Here is a 13,873-nt window from a genome sequence, read left to right as displayed (position 1 = left end):
GCCGGAAGCGTCCCGAACTGCAGGTCCGGACCGCTTCCGGCAGATCGGCTAGCGAAATGGAATGAGGCACGCCCAATTCCGCTGCTGAGATCCTGTCAGCTTGGTGCGTGAGACTTGTTGCCGGCTTCGAAACGCAGAGGCCGCTTGAGCAAAGGGTCTCTCGGAAACACCGGCGCGCCCGAAAGATCACAGCCCTTCAGTAGAATCAACGAATCTCAACTTGGAGGAAACGCAATGCTTATGGAGGCGCCGTCACGGCCGAACGATCGCGTAGCCACCGCGCTCGACGGCCAGGCAGATATCAGCGCCCGTCTGGAGCGTCTTCCGATCACCAAGCGAGTCTTCTGGACACGCAACATTATCGGAGCAGCCACCTTCTTCGATGGCTACACCGTAATAGCAATTGCCTATGCTATGCCCGTCCTGGTTCAGGAATGGGGCCTGAAGCCCGAGCAGACCGGCATGATCCTGTCTATGGGTTATGTCGGACAGCTTTTCGGTGCGATCCTGTTCGGTTGGCTGGCAGAGCGCATCGGTCGTTTGAGTGTGCTCCTCTTCACCATCCTGCTTTTCGTGAGCATGGACATCGCCTGCCTGTTCGCCTGGGGGGCAGCGTCCATGATGGTGTTCCGCTTCATCCAGGGCATCGGTACGGGCGGCGAAGTGCCGGTGGCGAGTGCCTACATCAACGAGTACATCGGCTCGAAGGGGCGCGGCCGCTTTTTCCTGCTCTATGAAGTGATGTTCCTTCTCGGCTTGGTCGGGGCCGGCCTGATCGCCCGGGCCCTTGTGCCGGTCTATGGCTGGCAGGCCATGTTCCTAGTCGGCCTCGTGCCGGCCGCAATCCTCATTCCCCTCCGCTTCTTCATGAAGGAATCACCGCGTTGGCTTGCTTCCAAGGGCCGCTACGATGAGGCCGACCGGATTGTCACCGATTTGGAAAAGAGCGCGGCGGCCGCGGGCCACACACTGGCTGAGCCGAAGCCGATCGTCATGGGGACGGCGGGCCGCTCGCATTGGCGAGAGCTGTTCACCGGAATCTATCGACGCCGCACCCTGACCATTTGGGCCATGTGGTTCTGCTCCTATCTGGTCGCCAATGGGATGATTGCGTGGCTGCCGACGCTGTACCGCCAGACCTTCAACCTGCCGTTGGAAACGAGCCTCCTCTACGGTCTCCTGACCTCAGTGGCCGGCGTGGTCGCCTCTGTCAGCTGTGCGCTCCTGATCGACAAGATTGGCCGGAAGCGCTGGTACACCGCGGCCTTCATTGCGGCGCCCATCCCGCTTCTTGCGCTTGCCGTTCTCGGCGCCACCTCCCCCGAAGAGGTCCTCATACTTGCTGGCTTGGCCTATGCCATCGTTCAGACGATCACGTTCTCCCTTTATCTCTACTCGGCCGAGCTCTATCCGACGCGGCTCCGGGCCCTCGGCACCGGGCTCGGGAGTGCCTGGCTTCGGCTTGGGTCGTCCTCCGGTCCCATCATCGTCGGCACTCTGATGGGATATGCCGGCATCCAGTTCGTGTTTGCAGCCTTCGCTCTCGTGCTTGCCATTGGCGCAATTGTGACCGCTGTGTTCGCGATCGAAACCAAGGGTCGGATCCTTGAAGAGCTTTCACCGTAACGATTGTGTGCCGACATTCTCCGCTGTCCTGCTGAAACGTGTTCGTCGCTGAGGCCCGATATCGACAATCGAGCTCACAGGACCCCGGCGCTGACGATCCACGCTTCCCCGCGGCGTAAGACGGGGCTGGCAGCTCGCTTCATCGCTGTCGATCTGATTTCAGAGCCTCAGTCGATCTCTTGTCTTTCCACGCTATAGCCCTACGCTTCCGTCCCGCTTGTTGCGTTCCGGCGGATTCTGCATCTTCTAATCATCCCAGCTCGCCGGCCGCGTAGTGCGGCCGCCAGGAGAGGGGATCACGGTGGCAGCAATCCCGGACAGCGCGGAAGCGGCCTCCCGCGGCGCGCGCATGCTGCGGACCGCGCTCGGGCCGGCGATTGCAGCGTGGCTGGACGATCCGGCGATCATCGAGGTGTTGCTCAACCCGGACGGCCGGCTCTGGGTCGACCGTCTGACAGACGGCCTCGCCGACACCGGTGAATGGTTGTCGCCGGCTGACGGCGAGCGCATCGTCCGGGTCGTCGCCCATCATGTCGGCGCCGAGGTGCATGCCCGGGCGCCGCGGGTCTCGGCCGAGTTGCCGGAGACCGGCGAGCGCTTCGAGGGGCTGCTACCGCCGGTCGTGGCGGCGCCGGCCTTCGCCATCCGCAAGCCGGCCGTCGCCGTCTTCACCCTCGACGACTACGTCGCCGCCGGGATCATGCGCCCGGGCCAGGCCGAGGCGCTGCGCCGGGCCGTCGCCGAGCGCCGCAACATCCTCGTCGCCGGCGGCACCTCGACCGGCAAGACCACGCTAGTCAACGCGCTCCTCGCCGAAGTGGCGAAGACCGGCGACCGCGTGGTGCTGATCGAGGACACCCGCGAGCTGCAATGCACCGCCCCGAACCTGGTGGCGCTGCGCACCAAGGACGGCGTCGCCTCGCTTTCAGACCTCGTCCGCTCCTCCCTCCGCCTGCGTCCCGACCGCATTCCGATCGGCGAGGTAAGGGGATCCGAGGCGCTCGACCTCCTGAAGGCCTGGGGCACCGGCCATCCGGGCGGCATCGGCACCATCCACGCCGGCTCGGCGCTCGGCGCGCTGCGCCGCCTCGAGCAGCTGATCCAGGAGGCGGTGGTCACCGTGCCGCGGGCGCTGATCGCCGAGACCATCGATCTGATCGCCGTCCTCGCCGGCCGCGGCGCCCAGCGCCGGCTCGTCGACCTCGCCGAGCTCCGCGGCCTGTCCGAGGCCGGCGACTATCGCCTCGCCTCCGCCGCCCCCGATCCCGACGACCTCATCCCGCCAGGAGTCCGGCCGTGACCATCTCGTTCACTCGTCTTCGTGGAGTATTCAGTGCCCTCGGATTTGCTGGGTTCACGCTCGCAGCCATGCCGGCGCACGCCGCCGGGTCGGGCATGCCCTGGGAGCAGCCGCTGCAGCAGATCCTGGAATCGGTCGAGGGACCGGTCGCCAAGATCATCTCGGTGATCATCATCATCGTCACCGGCCTGACGCTCGCCTTCGGCGACACCTCGGGCGGCTTCAGGAGGCTGATCCAGATCATCTTCGGCCTGTCGATCGCCTTCGCCGCCTCGAGCTTCTTCCTCAGCTTCTTCTCCTTTGGCGGCGGGGCGCTCGTCTGATGACCGAGCCCGTCCCCGGCTTCCAGGTGCCGGTGCACCGGGCGCTGACCGAGCCGATCCTGCTCGGCGGCGCCCCGCGCGCCGTCGCCATCGCCAATGGCACGCTGGCGGCCACGATCGGCCTCGGCCTGCGTCTCTGGATCGCCGGCGTCGTGCTCTGGCTCGTCGGCCACGCCGCCGCGGTCTGGGCGGCCAAGCGCGACCCCTGGTTCGTCGAGGTGGTGCGCCGGCATCTGCGCTACCCGCCGTACCTCTCGGTGTGAGGCGGCGATGCTCAATCTCGCCGAATACCGCAAGCGGTCCGCCCATCTCGCCGACGTCCTGCCCTGGGCGGCGCTGGTCGCGCCGGGCGTGGTGCTGAACAAGGATGGCAGCTTCCAGCGCAGCGCCCGGTTCCGCGGACCCGACCTCGACTCCGCCACCCCGGCCGAGCTAATCGGCGCCGCTGCGCGGCTCAACAACGCGCTGCGCCGCCTCGGCTCCGGCTGGGCGATCTTCGCCGAAGCTCGCCGGCAGCCGGCCGAGAGCTACCCCGAGAGCCGCTTCCCCGACCCGGTCTCGGCCCTAGTCGACGCCGAGCGGAAGGCACAGTTCGAGGAGGCGGGCAGCCACTTCGAGAGCGCGTATGTCCTGACCTTCGTCTGGCTGCCGCCGGCCGAGGAGACGTCGCGCATCGAGTCCTGGCTCTACGAGGGCCGCGCCCGTGGCGGCGTCGATCCCTGGGAGCTGTTGCGCGGCTTCGTCGACCGCACCGGCCGCATCCTGCAGCTGACCGAGGGCTTCGTGCCCGAGGCGGCCTGGCTCGACGATGCGGAGACGCTCTCCTATCTCCACGCCTGCGTCTCGACCCGGCGGCAGCTTGTCGCCGTGCCCGAGGCGCCGATGCATCTCGACGCGCTCCTGGCCGACGAGCCGCTCGTCGGCGGGCTCGAGCCGCGGCTCGGCGCGGCGCATCTCAGGACGCTAACCGTCATCGGCTTCCCGGGCGCGACCTTCCCCGGAATCCTCGACGACCTCAACGGCCTCGCCTTCCCCTATCGCTGGTCGACCCGGGCGATCTGCCTCGACAAGATCGATGCCGTCCGGCTCCTGACCCGGATCCGCCGGCAGTGGTTCGCCAAGCGCAAGTCGGTGGCGGCGATCCTGAAGGAGGTGATGACCAACGAGGCCTCGGCGCTGGTCGACACCGACGCCCACAACAAGGCGATGGACGCCGACGCCGCGCTGCAGGAGCTCGGCACCGACGCGATCGGCCAGGCCTATGTCACCGCGACCATCACGGTCTGGGACGAGGACCCGGGCGTTGCGGCGGAGAAGCTGCGGTTGGCCGAGAAGGTGATCCAGGGCCGCGACTTCACCTGCATCGCCGAGACGGTCAACGCGGTCGAGGCCTGGCTCGGCAGCCTGCCGGGCCAGGTCTACGCCAATGTCCGGCAGCCGCCGGTCTCGACCCTCAACCTCGCCCACATGATCCCACTGTCGGCGGTCTGGGCCGGGCCCGAGCGAGACGCCCATCTCGACGGCCCGCCGCTGTTCTACGGCCGGACCGAGGGCTCGACCCCGTTCCGCTTCGCCCTCCACGTCGGAGATGTCGGCCACACGCTGGTGATCGGCCCGACCGGCGCCGGCAAGAGCGTTCTGCTCGCGCTGATGGCGCTGCAGTTCCGGCGCTACGCCGGGGCTCGGGTCTTCCCCTTCGACTTCGGCGGCTCGATCCGCGCCGCCTGCCTCGCCATGGGCGGCGACTGGCACGACCTTGGCGGTGGTCTCTCTGACGAGGCTGGGGACGCCGTAATGCTGCAGCCCCTCGCCGGCATCGACGACGGGGCAGAGCGCGGTTGGGCGGCGGAGTGGGTGGCCGGAATCCTGCTAGGGGAGGGGCTGGCGGTCGGCCCCGAGGACAAGGAGCATATCTGGACGGCTCTCAGCTCGTTGGCCTCGGCGCCGGTGTCCGAGCGGACCCTCACCGGCCTTGCGGTGCTGCTGCAGTCCGCGGTGCTGAAGCGGGCGCTCCAACCCTACTGCCTCGGCGGGCCCTATGGCCGGCTGCTCGACGGCGAGGCCGAGCGCCTCGGCGATGCCGACGTCCAGGCCTTCGAGACCGAGGGGCTGATCGGCACCGGCGCCGCCCGCGCCGTGCTGGCCTATCTGTTCCACCGCATCGACCGGCGCCTCGACGGAAAGCCGACCCTGATCCTGATCGACGAGGGCTGGCTCGCCCTGGACGACGCCAGCTTCGGGGCGCAGCTGCGCGAATGGCTGAAGACCCTGCGCAAGAAGAACGCGGCCGTGGTGTTCGCGACCCAGTCGCTCGCCGACATCGAGACCAGCGCCATCGCCCCGGCGATCGTCGAGAGCTGCCCGACGCGCCTCTTTCTGCCGAACGAGCGGGCGATCGAGCCGCAGATCGCCGCGATTTATCGACGCTTCGGCCTCAACGACCGGCAGATCGAGATCGTCGCCCGCGCGACGCCGAAGCGCGACTATTACTGCCAGTCGCGGCGCGGCAACCGCCTGTTCGAACTCGGTCTCGGCGAGGCCGCGCTCGCCTTCTGCGCCGCCTCATCGAAGTCCGACCAGGCCGCCATCGCCGACACCCTGGCCGCACACGGCCGCGCCGGCTTCGCCGAAGCCTGGCTTCGCCGCCGCGGCGTCGCCTGGGCGGCCGACCTTCTCCCCAGCTTTGCCCCGGAGCCTGCCTGATGACCCATCATCGCCTTCGCGCCGCGCTGATCGTCGGCGCTCTGCTGTCGCTGCCGGCCTCCCGGTCCGATGCGGCCTGGATCGTGTTCGACCCGAGGAACTACAGCGAGAACCTGCTCTCGGCCGCCCGGGCGCTGGAGCAGATCCAGAACCAGGTCACGAGCCTGCAGAACGAGGCGCAGATGCTGATCAACCAGGCCCGGCAGCTTGCCTCGCTGCCGACCTCGGTGCTCGGCGAGATCCAGGGCTCCTTCTCCGAGATCCACGGCCTGCTGCGCCAGGCCGACCGCATCGCCTATGACGTCGAGGCGATCGAGGACGCCTTCCGGCAGTACCGGGATCTCGGATCCGATCTCAGCGACCAGCAGCTGATCGCGGGCGCCCGCCAGCGCTGGCAGAATTCGGTCTCGGCCTTCCAGCACGCGCTCACCGTGGGCGCCGGGGTGGTCAACGAGCTGCCGGCGACCCAGGCGGAGACGAGTACGCTGGTCGACGCCAGCCAGGGGGCGGTCGGCGTGCTGCAGGCGACCCAGGCCGGCAACCAGCTGCTGGCCGTGCAGACAAAACAGCTGGCGGACCTCACGGCGCTGCTCGCGGCCCAGGGCCGGGCGCAGGCTCTGGAGCAGGCTCGCCAGGCCGCGGCCGAGCAGCAGGCCGAGGAGCAGCGCCGGCGCTTCCTGGCCGAGGGCATCGGCTACCAGCCCTCGGCCGTCAGCATGTTCCATGAGTGACGCCATGGAGCCGCGGACCATCTTCCGGGCGGCCGCCCTCGCCCTGCTCGGCGCCGCGCTTCTGGCGACGGCGATCGCGGCCCATCGCGAGGCTGAGGCGCCGGTGCCGGTCTCGCGCGTCGTGCCTGAGCGGACGGACGATGTCTCGGCCGAGCTCGCCCGCTGTCGGTCGCTCGACCTCGCCGCGGCCGACGATCCCGGCTGCCGGGCCGCCTGGGCCAAGGTCCGCGAGCGCTTCCTCGGCACGGGCGGCGGGGAGCGCTGAGCCATGGGCGGGATTGGCGTCATCGACCGCTTTCTCGAGGTCTTCACCCGGTACATCGACTCCGGGTTCGGCCTGCTGCGCGGCGAGGTCACCTTCCTGTCCTCGACCTTAATCGCGATCGACATCACGCTCGCCGGCCTGTTCTGGGCGCTCGCCGCCGAGGAGGACGTGCTCGCCCGGCTGATCCGCAAGACGCTCTACATCGGCCTCTTCGCCTTCCTGATCGGCAACTTCAACGGCCTCGCCCGCATCGTCTTCGAGAGCTTCGCGGGCCTCGGCCTCAAGGCCGCGGGCTCGTCGATCGGCCAGGCCGAGTTCCTGCAACCGGGCCGGCTCGCCCGGGTCGGGCTCGACGCGGGGCGGCCGATCCTCGAGGCCGCAGGCCAGCTCATGGGCTTCGTCTCCTTCTTCGACAACTTCATCCAGATCTTCGTGCTGCTGATCGCCTGGCTGGTGGTGCTGGTCGCCTTCTTCCTGCTGGCGGTGCAGCTCTTCGTCACCCTGATCGAGTTCAAGATCACGACGCTGGCCGGCTTCGTCCTCATCCCCTTCGGCCTGTTCAACAAGACCGCCTTCCTGGCCGAGAAGGTGCTGGGCAATATCGTCGCCTCGGGCGTGAAGGTCTTGGTGCTGGCCGTCATCGTCGGCATCGGCACCGGCCTCTTCGGCGAGTTCACCCGCGGCTTCGGCGAGGCGCAGCCGACGCTGGAGGATGCGCTGGCGCTCGTGCTCGCCGCGCTGTCGCTGCTCGGCCTCGGGCTGTTCGGGCCGGGCATCGCCACCGGTCTCGTCTCCGGCGCGCCGCAGCTCGGCGCCGGCGCCGCGGCCGGCACCGCGCTCGCCGCGGGCGGCCTCGCCGTGGCTGGCGGCATGGCGGCGACCGGCGCCGTCTCGGCTGCGGCCCGGCTCGGCGCCGCCAGCGGCCGCTTCACCGGCACGCTCGCGGTCGAGCGGCAGATCGCCGGCAGGGCCGAGCTCGCTCGCAAGTTCCGGACGCTGGGCAGTGGCGGAGGAGGGGCATCGCCAGGCGGCGGCGCGCCGGCCGTGCCGCCGACCCGTCCGTCGCAGCCGTCCGGACCGGCCGGCACGGCGCCGGGCTGGGCGCAGCGGCTGAAGCACAGCGAGGCTGTCCGGCATGGCGTCTCCGCCGCGGTCCACACCGTCCGCTCCAGCGACCATGGCGGCGGCTCGGCCTCGGTGCCGCTCGCCGAGGAGGATCGATGAACCCGTTCCGCCGCTCCTCCGTCCGCTACGGCCGCACGCCCGAGCCCGAGACGCCGTACCAGAAGGCGGCGCAGCTCTGGGACGAGCGCATTGGCTCGGCCCGGGTCCAAGCCCGCAACTGGCGGCTCATGGCCTTCGGCTGCCTGATGCTCGCTGGCGGCCTCGGCACCGGGCTCCTGTGGCAGGCGGCGCGCGGCACCGTGGTGCCCTGGGTGGTCGAGGTCGACCGCCTCGGCCAGACCCAGGCGGTGGCGCCGGCCGCGGCCGGCTACCGTCCGACCGATCCGCAGATCGCCTGGCATCTCGCCCGCTTCGTCGAGGACGTGCGCGGGCTCCCGGCCGATCCCGTGGTGGTGCGGCAGGCCTGGCTGCGCGCCTACGACTTCGTGACCGACCGCGGCGCCGTGGCGCTCAACGACTACGCCAGGGCAAACGATCCCTTCGGCAAGGTCGGCCGCCAGCAGGTCGCGGTCGAGGTGTCGAGCGTGATCCGCGCCTCGGACGACAGCTTCCGCATCGCCTGGGTCGAGCGCCGCTACGAGAACGGCAGCCTGGCGGCGACCGAGCGCTGGACCGCCATCCTCACCATCGTGATCGAGCCGCCGCGCGACGCCGACCGGCTGCGCCGCAACCCGCTTGGCATCTATGTCAACGCCATCAACTGGTCGAAGGAGCTCGGCTGATGCGCCTCCTCCTGGTCCTCGCCCTTCTTCCAGTCGCCGCCTGTTCGAGCAAGCCGCCCTCGACCCGCTACGACGAGCCGGTCGAGGCGGTGCGGCTGCCCGAGCCGCCGAAGCCGGTCCAGGTCGTCGAGCTGCCGAAGCCCTTGCCGCTGCCGGGACAGCTGAAGCCGCTGTTCGGCGCCCGCCGGGCGCCGCCGGAGCCGGCCGATCCGAAGGAGCGGGTGAGCCGGGCCAATGCCGCGGCGCGGATGCAGCCGAGCCGCGACGGCTACATCAATGCCGTGCAGGTCTATCCCTATTCCGCCGGGGCGCTGTACCAGGTCTACACGGCGCCCGGGCAGGTCACCGACATCGCGCTCGAGCCGGGCGAGCAGCTGGTCGGCTCGGGGCCGGTGGCGGCCGGTGACACGGTGCGCTGGATCGTCGGCGACACCGAGAGCGGGGCGGGGACGACGCGCCGGGTCCACATCCTCGTCAAGCCGACCCGGCCGGACCTCGTCACCAACCTCGTGATCAACACCGACCGGCGGACCTATCTGCTCGAGCTGCGTTCGACTCCGTCGACCTACATGGCGGCAGTGTCCTGGCAGTATCCGGAGGATGAGCTGATCGCGCTGCGCCGCCGCAACGCCGAGGCCGAAGCCGCGGCGCCGGTTGCGACCGGCGTCGACCTCACCCGCCTGCGCTTCCGCTACCGGATCGAGGGCGACGATCCGCCCTGGCGACCCGCCCAGGCCTTCGACGACGGTGCCAAGGTCTATATCGAGTTCCCGCGCGGCATCGGCCAGGGCGAGATGCCGCCGCTCTTCGTCATCGGCGCCGAGGGCGACAGCCAGCTCGTCAACTATCGTGTCCGGCAGAACTATTACATCGTCGACCGGCTCTTCGCCGCGGCCGAGCTGCGGCTCGGCGCGAAGGACCAGCAGGTGGTCCGGATCGTCCGGACCGATGCGCGATGACCGGCGAGGCCGAGCTCAAGGCGGCGCTGCGCCTGCATCCCGAGCGGCCGCGGGTCACCCGGCTGTCACGCAAGGTGCTGGTCGGCGCCGCCGGCCTGGCCGGCCTCGCCGTGCTCGGCGCGCTGGTCTGGGCGCTTGACAGCCGCCGCCGGGCCGAGCCGCAGCAGGAGCTCTACAGCACCGACACGAAGACCACCACCGATGGCTTGGCGGCACTGCCGACGGACTACACCGGCGTGCCGCAGCTGGGGCCACCGCTCCCCGGGGATCTCGGCCGGCCGATCCTGCGGGCGCAGGAGCAGGGCAAGGCCGTGACCCCGCCGCTGCAGCCTGGCCCCGATCCGCTGCTGCAGCGGATCGCCCAGGAGCAGGAGGCGGCGCGGACCAGCAAGCTGTTCGTCGGCACCGGCCAGAGGGAGGGAGGCATCGGGGAGTCGGCGAGAGCAGGGGGCTCGGCGCCATCGGATGTATCTGCAACCGCTTCCGCATTCGATGGTGCCCAGGATCGGGAGCAGGCTTTCCTGGACGCTCCGCCCGACCGCCGGACGTTGAGCTCGGACCGGCTGCAGGATCCGCCGTCGCCCTATGTGCTGCAGGCCGGCTCCATCATCGCGGCGGCGCTCGTCACCGGCCTGCGCTCCGACCGGCCGGGTGAGGTGATCGCCCGGGTGACGGAGCACGTGTACGACAGCCCGACCGGACGCTTCCTCCTGATCCCACAGGGGTCGCTGCTGGTCGGCACCTACGACAGCCGGGTGGCGTTCGGCCAGGACAGTGTGCTCCAGGTCTGGACCCGGCTCATCCTGCCGAACGGCAGGTCGATCGTGCTGGAGCGGCTGCCCAGCGCGGACACGGAAGGCTATGCCGGGCTCGAGGACGAGGTGGAGCACCATTGGGGCCGGCTCTTCGCCGCGGCGGCGCTGTCCTCGATCCTCGGCGTCGGCACCGAGCTCGGCGCCGGCAATGACGAGAGCGAAATTCTGCAGGCGCTGCGGCGCGCCGGCAGCGACACCCTCAACGACGTCGGTCAGGAGGTCGTGCGGCGGAATCTCGACATTCCGCCGACCATCAGGATCAGGCAGGCCTTCCCGATCCGGGTGATGGTCAGCCGCGATCTCGTGCTCGAGCCCTACCGGGAGTGAGGATACGATGACGAAGCTCAAGCTCGGTGCGATCCTCGACGACCGGCCGGTCAAGCTCACTGTCGAGCTGCCGGCGGGGGTGCATCGCGATCTCGTCGCCTACGGGGAACTGCTCGGCCGCGAAACTGGGCAGGCGATTGAGCCCGTTCGTCTGGTTGCGCCGATGCTGGCGCGGTTCATGGCGACGGATCGGGGATTCGCGAAGGCGAAGCGGTCGCGGCGAGCTGCCGACCAACCAACTCGGACTACCTCGGAGGTGGCGTCCGGACCTGGCGAAGCAGACTGAGAAAGCGACGCAGAGCGGGATTGTCATTGTTGCCGAGCCAGGCCGCCGAGATCGGCAGCAGCGCGCCTTCGCCTGTGATCGGGCGGAACACAACGCCGGGAAAGTTCAGCCCAACCAGGGTTTCCGGGACGATGGTGACGCCATACCCCGCTCCGACCAGGCCGAGAACGTTCTCCCGCGAGGTGAGGTGCAGCGATGTGGCTGGGATGTGCCCGTCGGCCGCGATCCTGCCGATCAGGAAATTGTAGACGACGGCACCGCTCTCGAAGGTCCGGACAAGCCAGTGCTCGCGTCGGAGGTCTTGCCAGTTCAGGGTTTCCTCGCCGGCCAGCTCATGGTCCTGCGGCAATGCGGCGAAGATCTGCTCCTCCCAAAGCGGGAGTTGCTTCAGGTCGGATGCCTCGTAGCCGCCGGCCAGCACGCCAGCGTCGATACGCCGGGCCCGCAGCCATTGGAGTTGATCGACGGGGCTTCCCTCCATGGTCTCTATCAAGATTCCGGGACTAAGGCGACGGAATCGCTGCAGTGCCTCCTTGAGCGGACCGGAAACCAGCGACGGGAAAAATCCTAGCGTCAGCAAGCCAGCTTCTGCTCTCCCGTTTCGGTCTGCCCGGCCGACAGCCTGATCGAGTAGCATCAAGATGCAGCGGGCATCGCGAATGAAGGTCCGTCCTGCATGCGTCAGCCGGAGACCGCCGGAGTAGCGCTCGAAGAGCGCGACCCCGATCACCTCTTCCAGCTTCCGGACCTGCCGGCTGACAGCCGACTGACGAATCCTCAAGGCGTCTGCCGCACGGCGGAAGCTCAAATGCTCCGCCACGGCAACCACATACTTGATCGCTTTGAAGTCTGGTTGATCCATTGTGCCGCCTTGGATGCGCGACGCATGCCCCGAGCCCAGAAACAGGCTCTCCAGGTACTGGATTGCGGGTTCAATGAAACGTTCTGATGAGTTCTTCCTTCCACATGAGCGTTGTTGCTAAACCCAGTGCATTCAATAGAGACAAGTACGCACGTGGAAATCTACATATACGCGCGGCATCTTTGTCGCTGCTGGCCGAGCTTCTCAATGCCCAGTGTCACCACGTCTCCCGCCTTGAGATAGATCGGCTCAGGCTGAATTCCCATGCCAACTCCCGGCGGCGTGCCAGTCGTGACAATATCTCCCGGCATCAGGGTCATGAATTCGGAGATATAACTGATTATTGTCTTTACATCGAAGATCATAGTCGCCGTTGAGCCGGCTTGCATGCGGTTGCCGTTAACGTCCAGCCACATCTCCAGCTTTTGAACATCTCCAATCTCATCCGAAGTCACGAGCCATGGCCCGATCGGACCGAACGTGTCGCACCCTTTGCCCTTGTCCCAGGTGCCACCGCGTTCGATCTGGTATTCGCGCTCGGACACGTCATTGACCACGACGTAACCCGCTACATGGGAGAGGGCGTTTTCTTTGCTGACGTAGGCTGCACGTGTGCCGATCACCACGCCAAGCTCGACCTCCCAATCCGTCTTCTTCGATCGGCGTGGAATGACTATGTCGTCGTTTGGGCCCTGAATGCAGGAGGTCGCTTTGGAAAATAAGACAGGTTCGGCTGGAATCGGTAATTTTGCTTCCGTCGCATGATCCGAATAATTGAGCCCGACGGCGATGAATTTTCCCACGTTCGCGATGGGACAGCCATAGCGCGGAGAGCCAGATACGATTGGTAGACGCGACCCTTCCAATTCCTTCAACCTGGCAAGGCCTTCGGGAGTGATTGCGTTTCCATTGATATCATCCAGAACGCCCGAGAGGTCACGGATGCTTCCATCTTCATCGAGCAAGCCAGGTTTTTCTTGCCCTAGAGGGCCGTAGCGAAGAAGCTTCATCTTCAGCATCTCTGCTTGGGCGGTTTGGGGCCGCCTCGGATCGCGCGTTATCGCGCCAGGAAGCCGCCGTCGACCGGCAGCGTATGGCCGGTCACCATCCCTGAGGCCCGGCTTGCGAGATAGAGGAAAGCAGCAGCCACTTCCTGCGCTTCGGCGAGGCGCCCCATCGGCGTCGCGGCCGTGATCGCTTGGAGAATATCCATCTGGTCGAGCAGCTCCTGGGTAAGCGGCGTACGCACATAGGTCGGCGCAACGGCATTGACCCGTATTCCCACCTTGGCCCATTCCACGGAGAGGGCGCGGGTGAGATTGACGATGGCGCCCTTCGTGGTCTGGTAGGAGACGTTCGGATAGAGGCCGCCGGAGAGACCCATGATGGAGGCGGTGTTGACGATGCGTCCGCCGCCTTGCGGCATCATCCATCGGGCGGCCGCGCGGGCACAGATGAACATTGCGGTCATGTTGACTGCGACGACTCGGTTCCACTCGTCAACACCGAGCTCCATCGTCGGTCGGCGGACGGCTATCCCGGCGTTGTTAACGAGGATGTCGAGCCGTCCATATCGATGGTGCACATCGGCGAAGAAGCCTTCCACGGCGGCCTCGTCGGTCACGTCGAGCGGGCTTGAGCCAGCCATGTCCGCGATCTCGACCGTGCCGCCGGCGTCAATGAAGGCCGAGGCGACTGCCGCACCGATCCCGCTCGCCCCACCGGTGACGATCGCGACCTCGCCGTCCATTCGGAAGAGCTCGAGCATG

General features: G+C 67.9%; 15 protein-coding genes. 12 read left to right on the top strand and 3 right to left on the bottom strand.

The genetic code is table 11. The features are described from left to right. Nucleotides 1-234 precede the first annotated feature (234 nt). The 12 genes from KXR53_RS10390 to KXR53_RS10335 all read left to right on the top strand — a co-directional run bounded on the left by KXR53_RS10390 (nt 235) and on the right by KXR53_RS10335 (nt 11,242). The gene (locus tag KXR53_RS10390; protein WP_437375055.1) at nt 235-1,626 is read left to right on the top strand and encodes an MFS transporter; all 1,392 of its coding nucleotides are present in this window, start codon (nt 235-237) and stop codon (nt 1,624-1,626) included. A gap of 295 nt (nt 1,627-1,921) precedes the next feature. Then, nucleotides 1,922-2,926 (top strand): P-type conjugative transfer ATPase TrbB, encoded by a 1,005-nt coding sequence (trbB, locus tag KXR53_RS10385; RefSeq protein ID WP_437375130.1) that lies wholly within the window; start codon nt 1,922-1,924, stop codon nt 2,924-2,926. Next, nucleotides 2,923-3,249, top strand: a complete 327-nt coding sequence (locus KXR53_RS10380; RefSeq protein ID WP_437375054.1) for a TrbC/VirB2 family protein — start codon at nt 2,923-2,925, stop codon at nt 3,247-3,249. Before trbB ends, KXR53_RS10380 begins: the two co-directional genes overlap by 4 nt. Next, nucleotides 3,249-3,512, top strand: a complete 264-nt coding sequence (locus KXR53_RS10375) for a VirB3 family type IV secretion system protein (RefSeq protein WP_437375053.1) — start codon at nt 3,249-3,251, stop codon at nt 3,510-3,512. Before KXR53_RS10380 ends, KXR53_RS10375 begins: the two co-directional genes overlap by 1 nt. 7 nt (nt 3,513-3,519) lie before the next feature. Continuing rightward, nucleotides 3,520-5,952 carry a conjugal transfer protein TrbE gene (trbE, locus tag KXR53_RS10370; protein WP_437375052.1) on the top strand — a complete coding sequence of 811 codons (2,433 nt, stop codon included), beginning with the start codon at nt 3,520-3,522 and terminating at the stop codon, nt 5,950-5,952. Beyond that, nucleotides 5,952-6,683 carry a P-type conjugative transfer protein TrbJ gene (gene trbJ / locus KXR53_RS10365; RefSeq protein ID WP_437375051.1) on the top strand — a complete coding sequence of 244 codons (732 nt, stop codon included), beginning with the start codon at nt 5,952-5,954 and terminating at the stop codon, nt 6,681-6,683. Before trbE ends, trbJ begins: the two co-directional genes overlap by 1 nt. Before the next feature lie 4 nt (nt 6,684-6,687). Next, nucleotides 6,688-6,948, top strand: a complete 261-nt coding sequence (trbK-alt, locus tag KXR53_RS10360) for a putative entry exclusion protein TrbK-alt (RefSeq protein ID WP_437375050.1) — start codon at nt 6,688-6,690, stop codon at nt 6,946-6,948. A gap of 3 nt (nt 6,949-6,951) precedes the next feature. After that, nucleotides 6,952-8,172, top strand: coding sequence for a P-type conjugative transfer protein TrbL (gene trbL / locus KXR53_RS10355; protein WP_437375049.1), 1,221 nt, complete (start codon nt 6,952-6,954; stop codon nt 8,170-8,172). Further along, on the top strand, nt 8,169-8,855 hold the full coding sequence (gene trbF / locus KXR53_RS10350; RefSeq protein WP_437375048.1) for a conjugal transfer protein TrbF: 687 nt from the start codon (nt 8,169-8,171) through the stop codon (nt 8,853-8,855). The genes trbL and trbF overlap by 4 nt, the downstream gene beginning before the upstream one ends. Next, on the top strand, nt 8,855-9,814 hold the full coding sequence (gene trbG / locus KXR53_RS10345) for a P-type conjugative transfer protein TrbG (RefSeq protein WP_437375047.1): 960 nt from the start codon (nt 8,855-8,857) through the stop codon (nt 9,812-9,814). Before trbF ends, trbG begins: the two co-directional genes overlap by 1 nt. Further along, nucleotides 9,811-10,956 carry a TrbI/VirB10 family protein gene (locus KXR53_RS10340; protein ID WP_437375046.1) on the top strand — a complete coding sequence of 382 codons (1,146 nt, stop codon included), beginning with the start codon at nt 9,811-9,813 and terminating at the stop codon, nt 10,954-10,956. The genes trbG and KXR53_RS10340 overlap by 4 nt, the downstream gene beginning before the upstream one ends. Nucleotides 10,957-10,963: 7 nt before the next feature. Further along, nucleotides 10,964-11,242, top strand: coding sequence for a DUF2274 domain-containing protein (locus KXR53_RS10335; RefSeq protein ID WP_437375045.1), 279 nt, complete (start codon nt 10,964-10,966; stop codon nt 11,240-11,242). Here KXR53_RS10335 and KXR53_RS10330 read toward each other — a convergent pair. The 3 genes from KXR53_RS10330 to KXR53_RS10320 form a co-directional block, all read right to left on the bottom strand. Continuing rightward, a complete protein-coding gene (locus tag KXR53_RS10330; RefSeq protein WP_437375044.1) occupies nt 11,202-12,104 on the bottom strand; it encodes a LysR family transcriptional regulator in 903 nt (300 codons plus the stop codon). The genes KXR53_RS10335 and KXR53_RS10330 overlap by 41 nt on opposite strands. Nucleotides 12,105-12,265: 161 nt before the next feature. Continuing rightward, a complete protein-coding gene (locus KXR53_RS10325) occupies nt 12,266-13,114 on the bottom strand; it encodes a fumarylacetoacetate hydrolase family protein (RefSeq protein WP_437375043.1) in 849 nt (282 codons plus the stop codon). Nucleotides 13,115-13,161: 47 nt separating this feature from the next. Continuing rightward, nucleotides 13,162-13,872 (bottom strand): SDR family NAD(P)-dependent oxidoreductase, encoded by a 711-nt coding sequence (locus KXR53_RS10320; RefSeq protein ID WP_437375042.1) that lies wholly within the window; start codon nt 13,870-13,872, stop codon nt 13,162-13,164. Nucleotide 13,873 lies beyond the last annotated feature (1 nt).

The sequence above is a fragment of the Inquilinus limosus genome (assembly GCF_051487185.1).
Lineage (GTDB): Bacteria > Pseudomonadota > Alphaproteobacteria > DSM-16000 > Inquilinaceae > Inquilinus > Inquilinus limosus_F.
This window is presented reverse-complemented; position numbering and strand designations above follow the sequence as displayed.

Bases quoted from the DNA above. Each gene is read 5' to 3' on its own strand.
- KXR53_RS10390 (WP_437375055.1), top strand. From the start codon at position 235: ATGCTTATGGAGGCGCCGTCACGGCCGAACGATCGCGTAGCCACCGCG.
- KXR53_RS10375 (WP_437375053.1), top strand. From the start codon at position 3,249: ATGACCGAGCCCGTCCCCGGCTTCCAGGTGCCGGTGCACCGGGCGCTG.
- trbE (WP_437375052.1), top strand. From the start codon at position 3,520: ATGCTCAATCTCGCCGAATACCGCAAGCGGTCCGCCCATCTCGCCGAC.
- trbJ (WP_437375051.1), top strand. From the start codon at position 5,952: ATGACCCATCATCGCCTTCGCGCCGCGCTGATCGTCGGCGCTCTGCTG.
- trbK-alt (WP_437375050.1), top strand. From the start codon at position 6,688: ATGGAGCCGCGGACCATCTTCCGGGCGGCCGCCCTCGCCCTGCTCGGC.
- trbL (WP_437375049.1), top strand. From the start codon at position 6,952: ATGGGCGGGATTGGCGTCATCGACCGCTTTCTCGAGGTCTTCACCCGG.
- trbF (WP_437375048.1), top strand. From the start codon at position 8,169: ATGAACCCGTTCCGCCGCTCCTCCGTCCGCTACGGCCGCACGCCCGAG.
- trbG (WP_437375047.1), top strand. From the start codon at position 8,855: ATGCGCCTCCTCCTGGTCCTCGCCCTTCTTCCAGTCGCCGCCTGTTCG.
- KXR53_RS10340 (WP_437375046.1), top strand. From the start codon at position 9,811: ATGACCGGCGAGGCCGAGCTCAAGGCGGCGCTGCGCCTGCATCCCGAG.
- KXR53_RS10335 (WP_437375045.1), top strand. From the start codon at position 10,964: ATGACGAAGCTCAAGCTCGGTGCGATCCTCGACGACCGGCCGGTCAAG.
- KXR53_RS10330 (WP_437375044.1), bottom strand. From the start codon at position 12,104: ATGGATCAACCAGACTTCAAAGCGATCAAGTATGTGGTTGCCGTGGCG.
- KXR53_RS10325 (WP_437375043.1), bottom strand. From the start codon at position 13,114: ATGAAGCTTCTTCGCTACGGCCCTCTAGGGCAAGAAAAACCTGGCTTG.
- KXR53_RS10320 (WP_437375042.1), bottom strand. From the start codon at position 13,872: ATGCTCGAGCTCTTCCGAATGGACGGCGAGGTCGCGATCGTCACCGGT.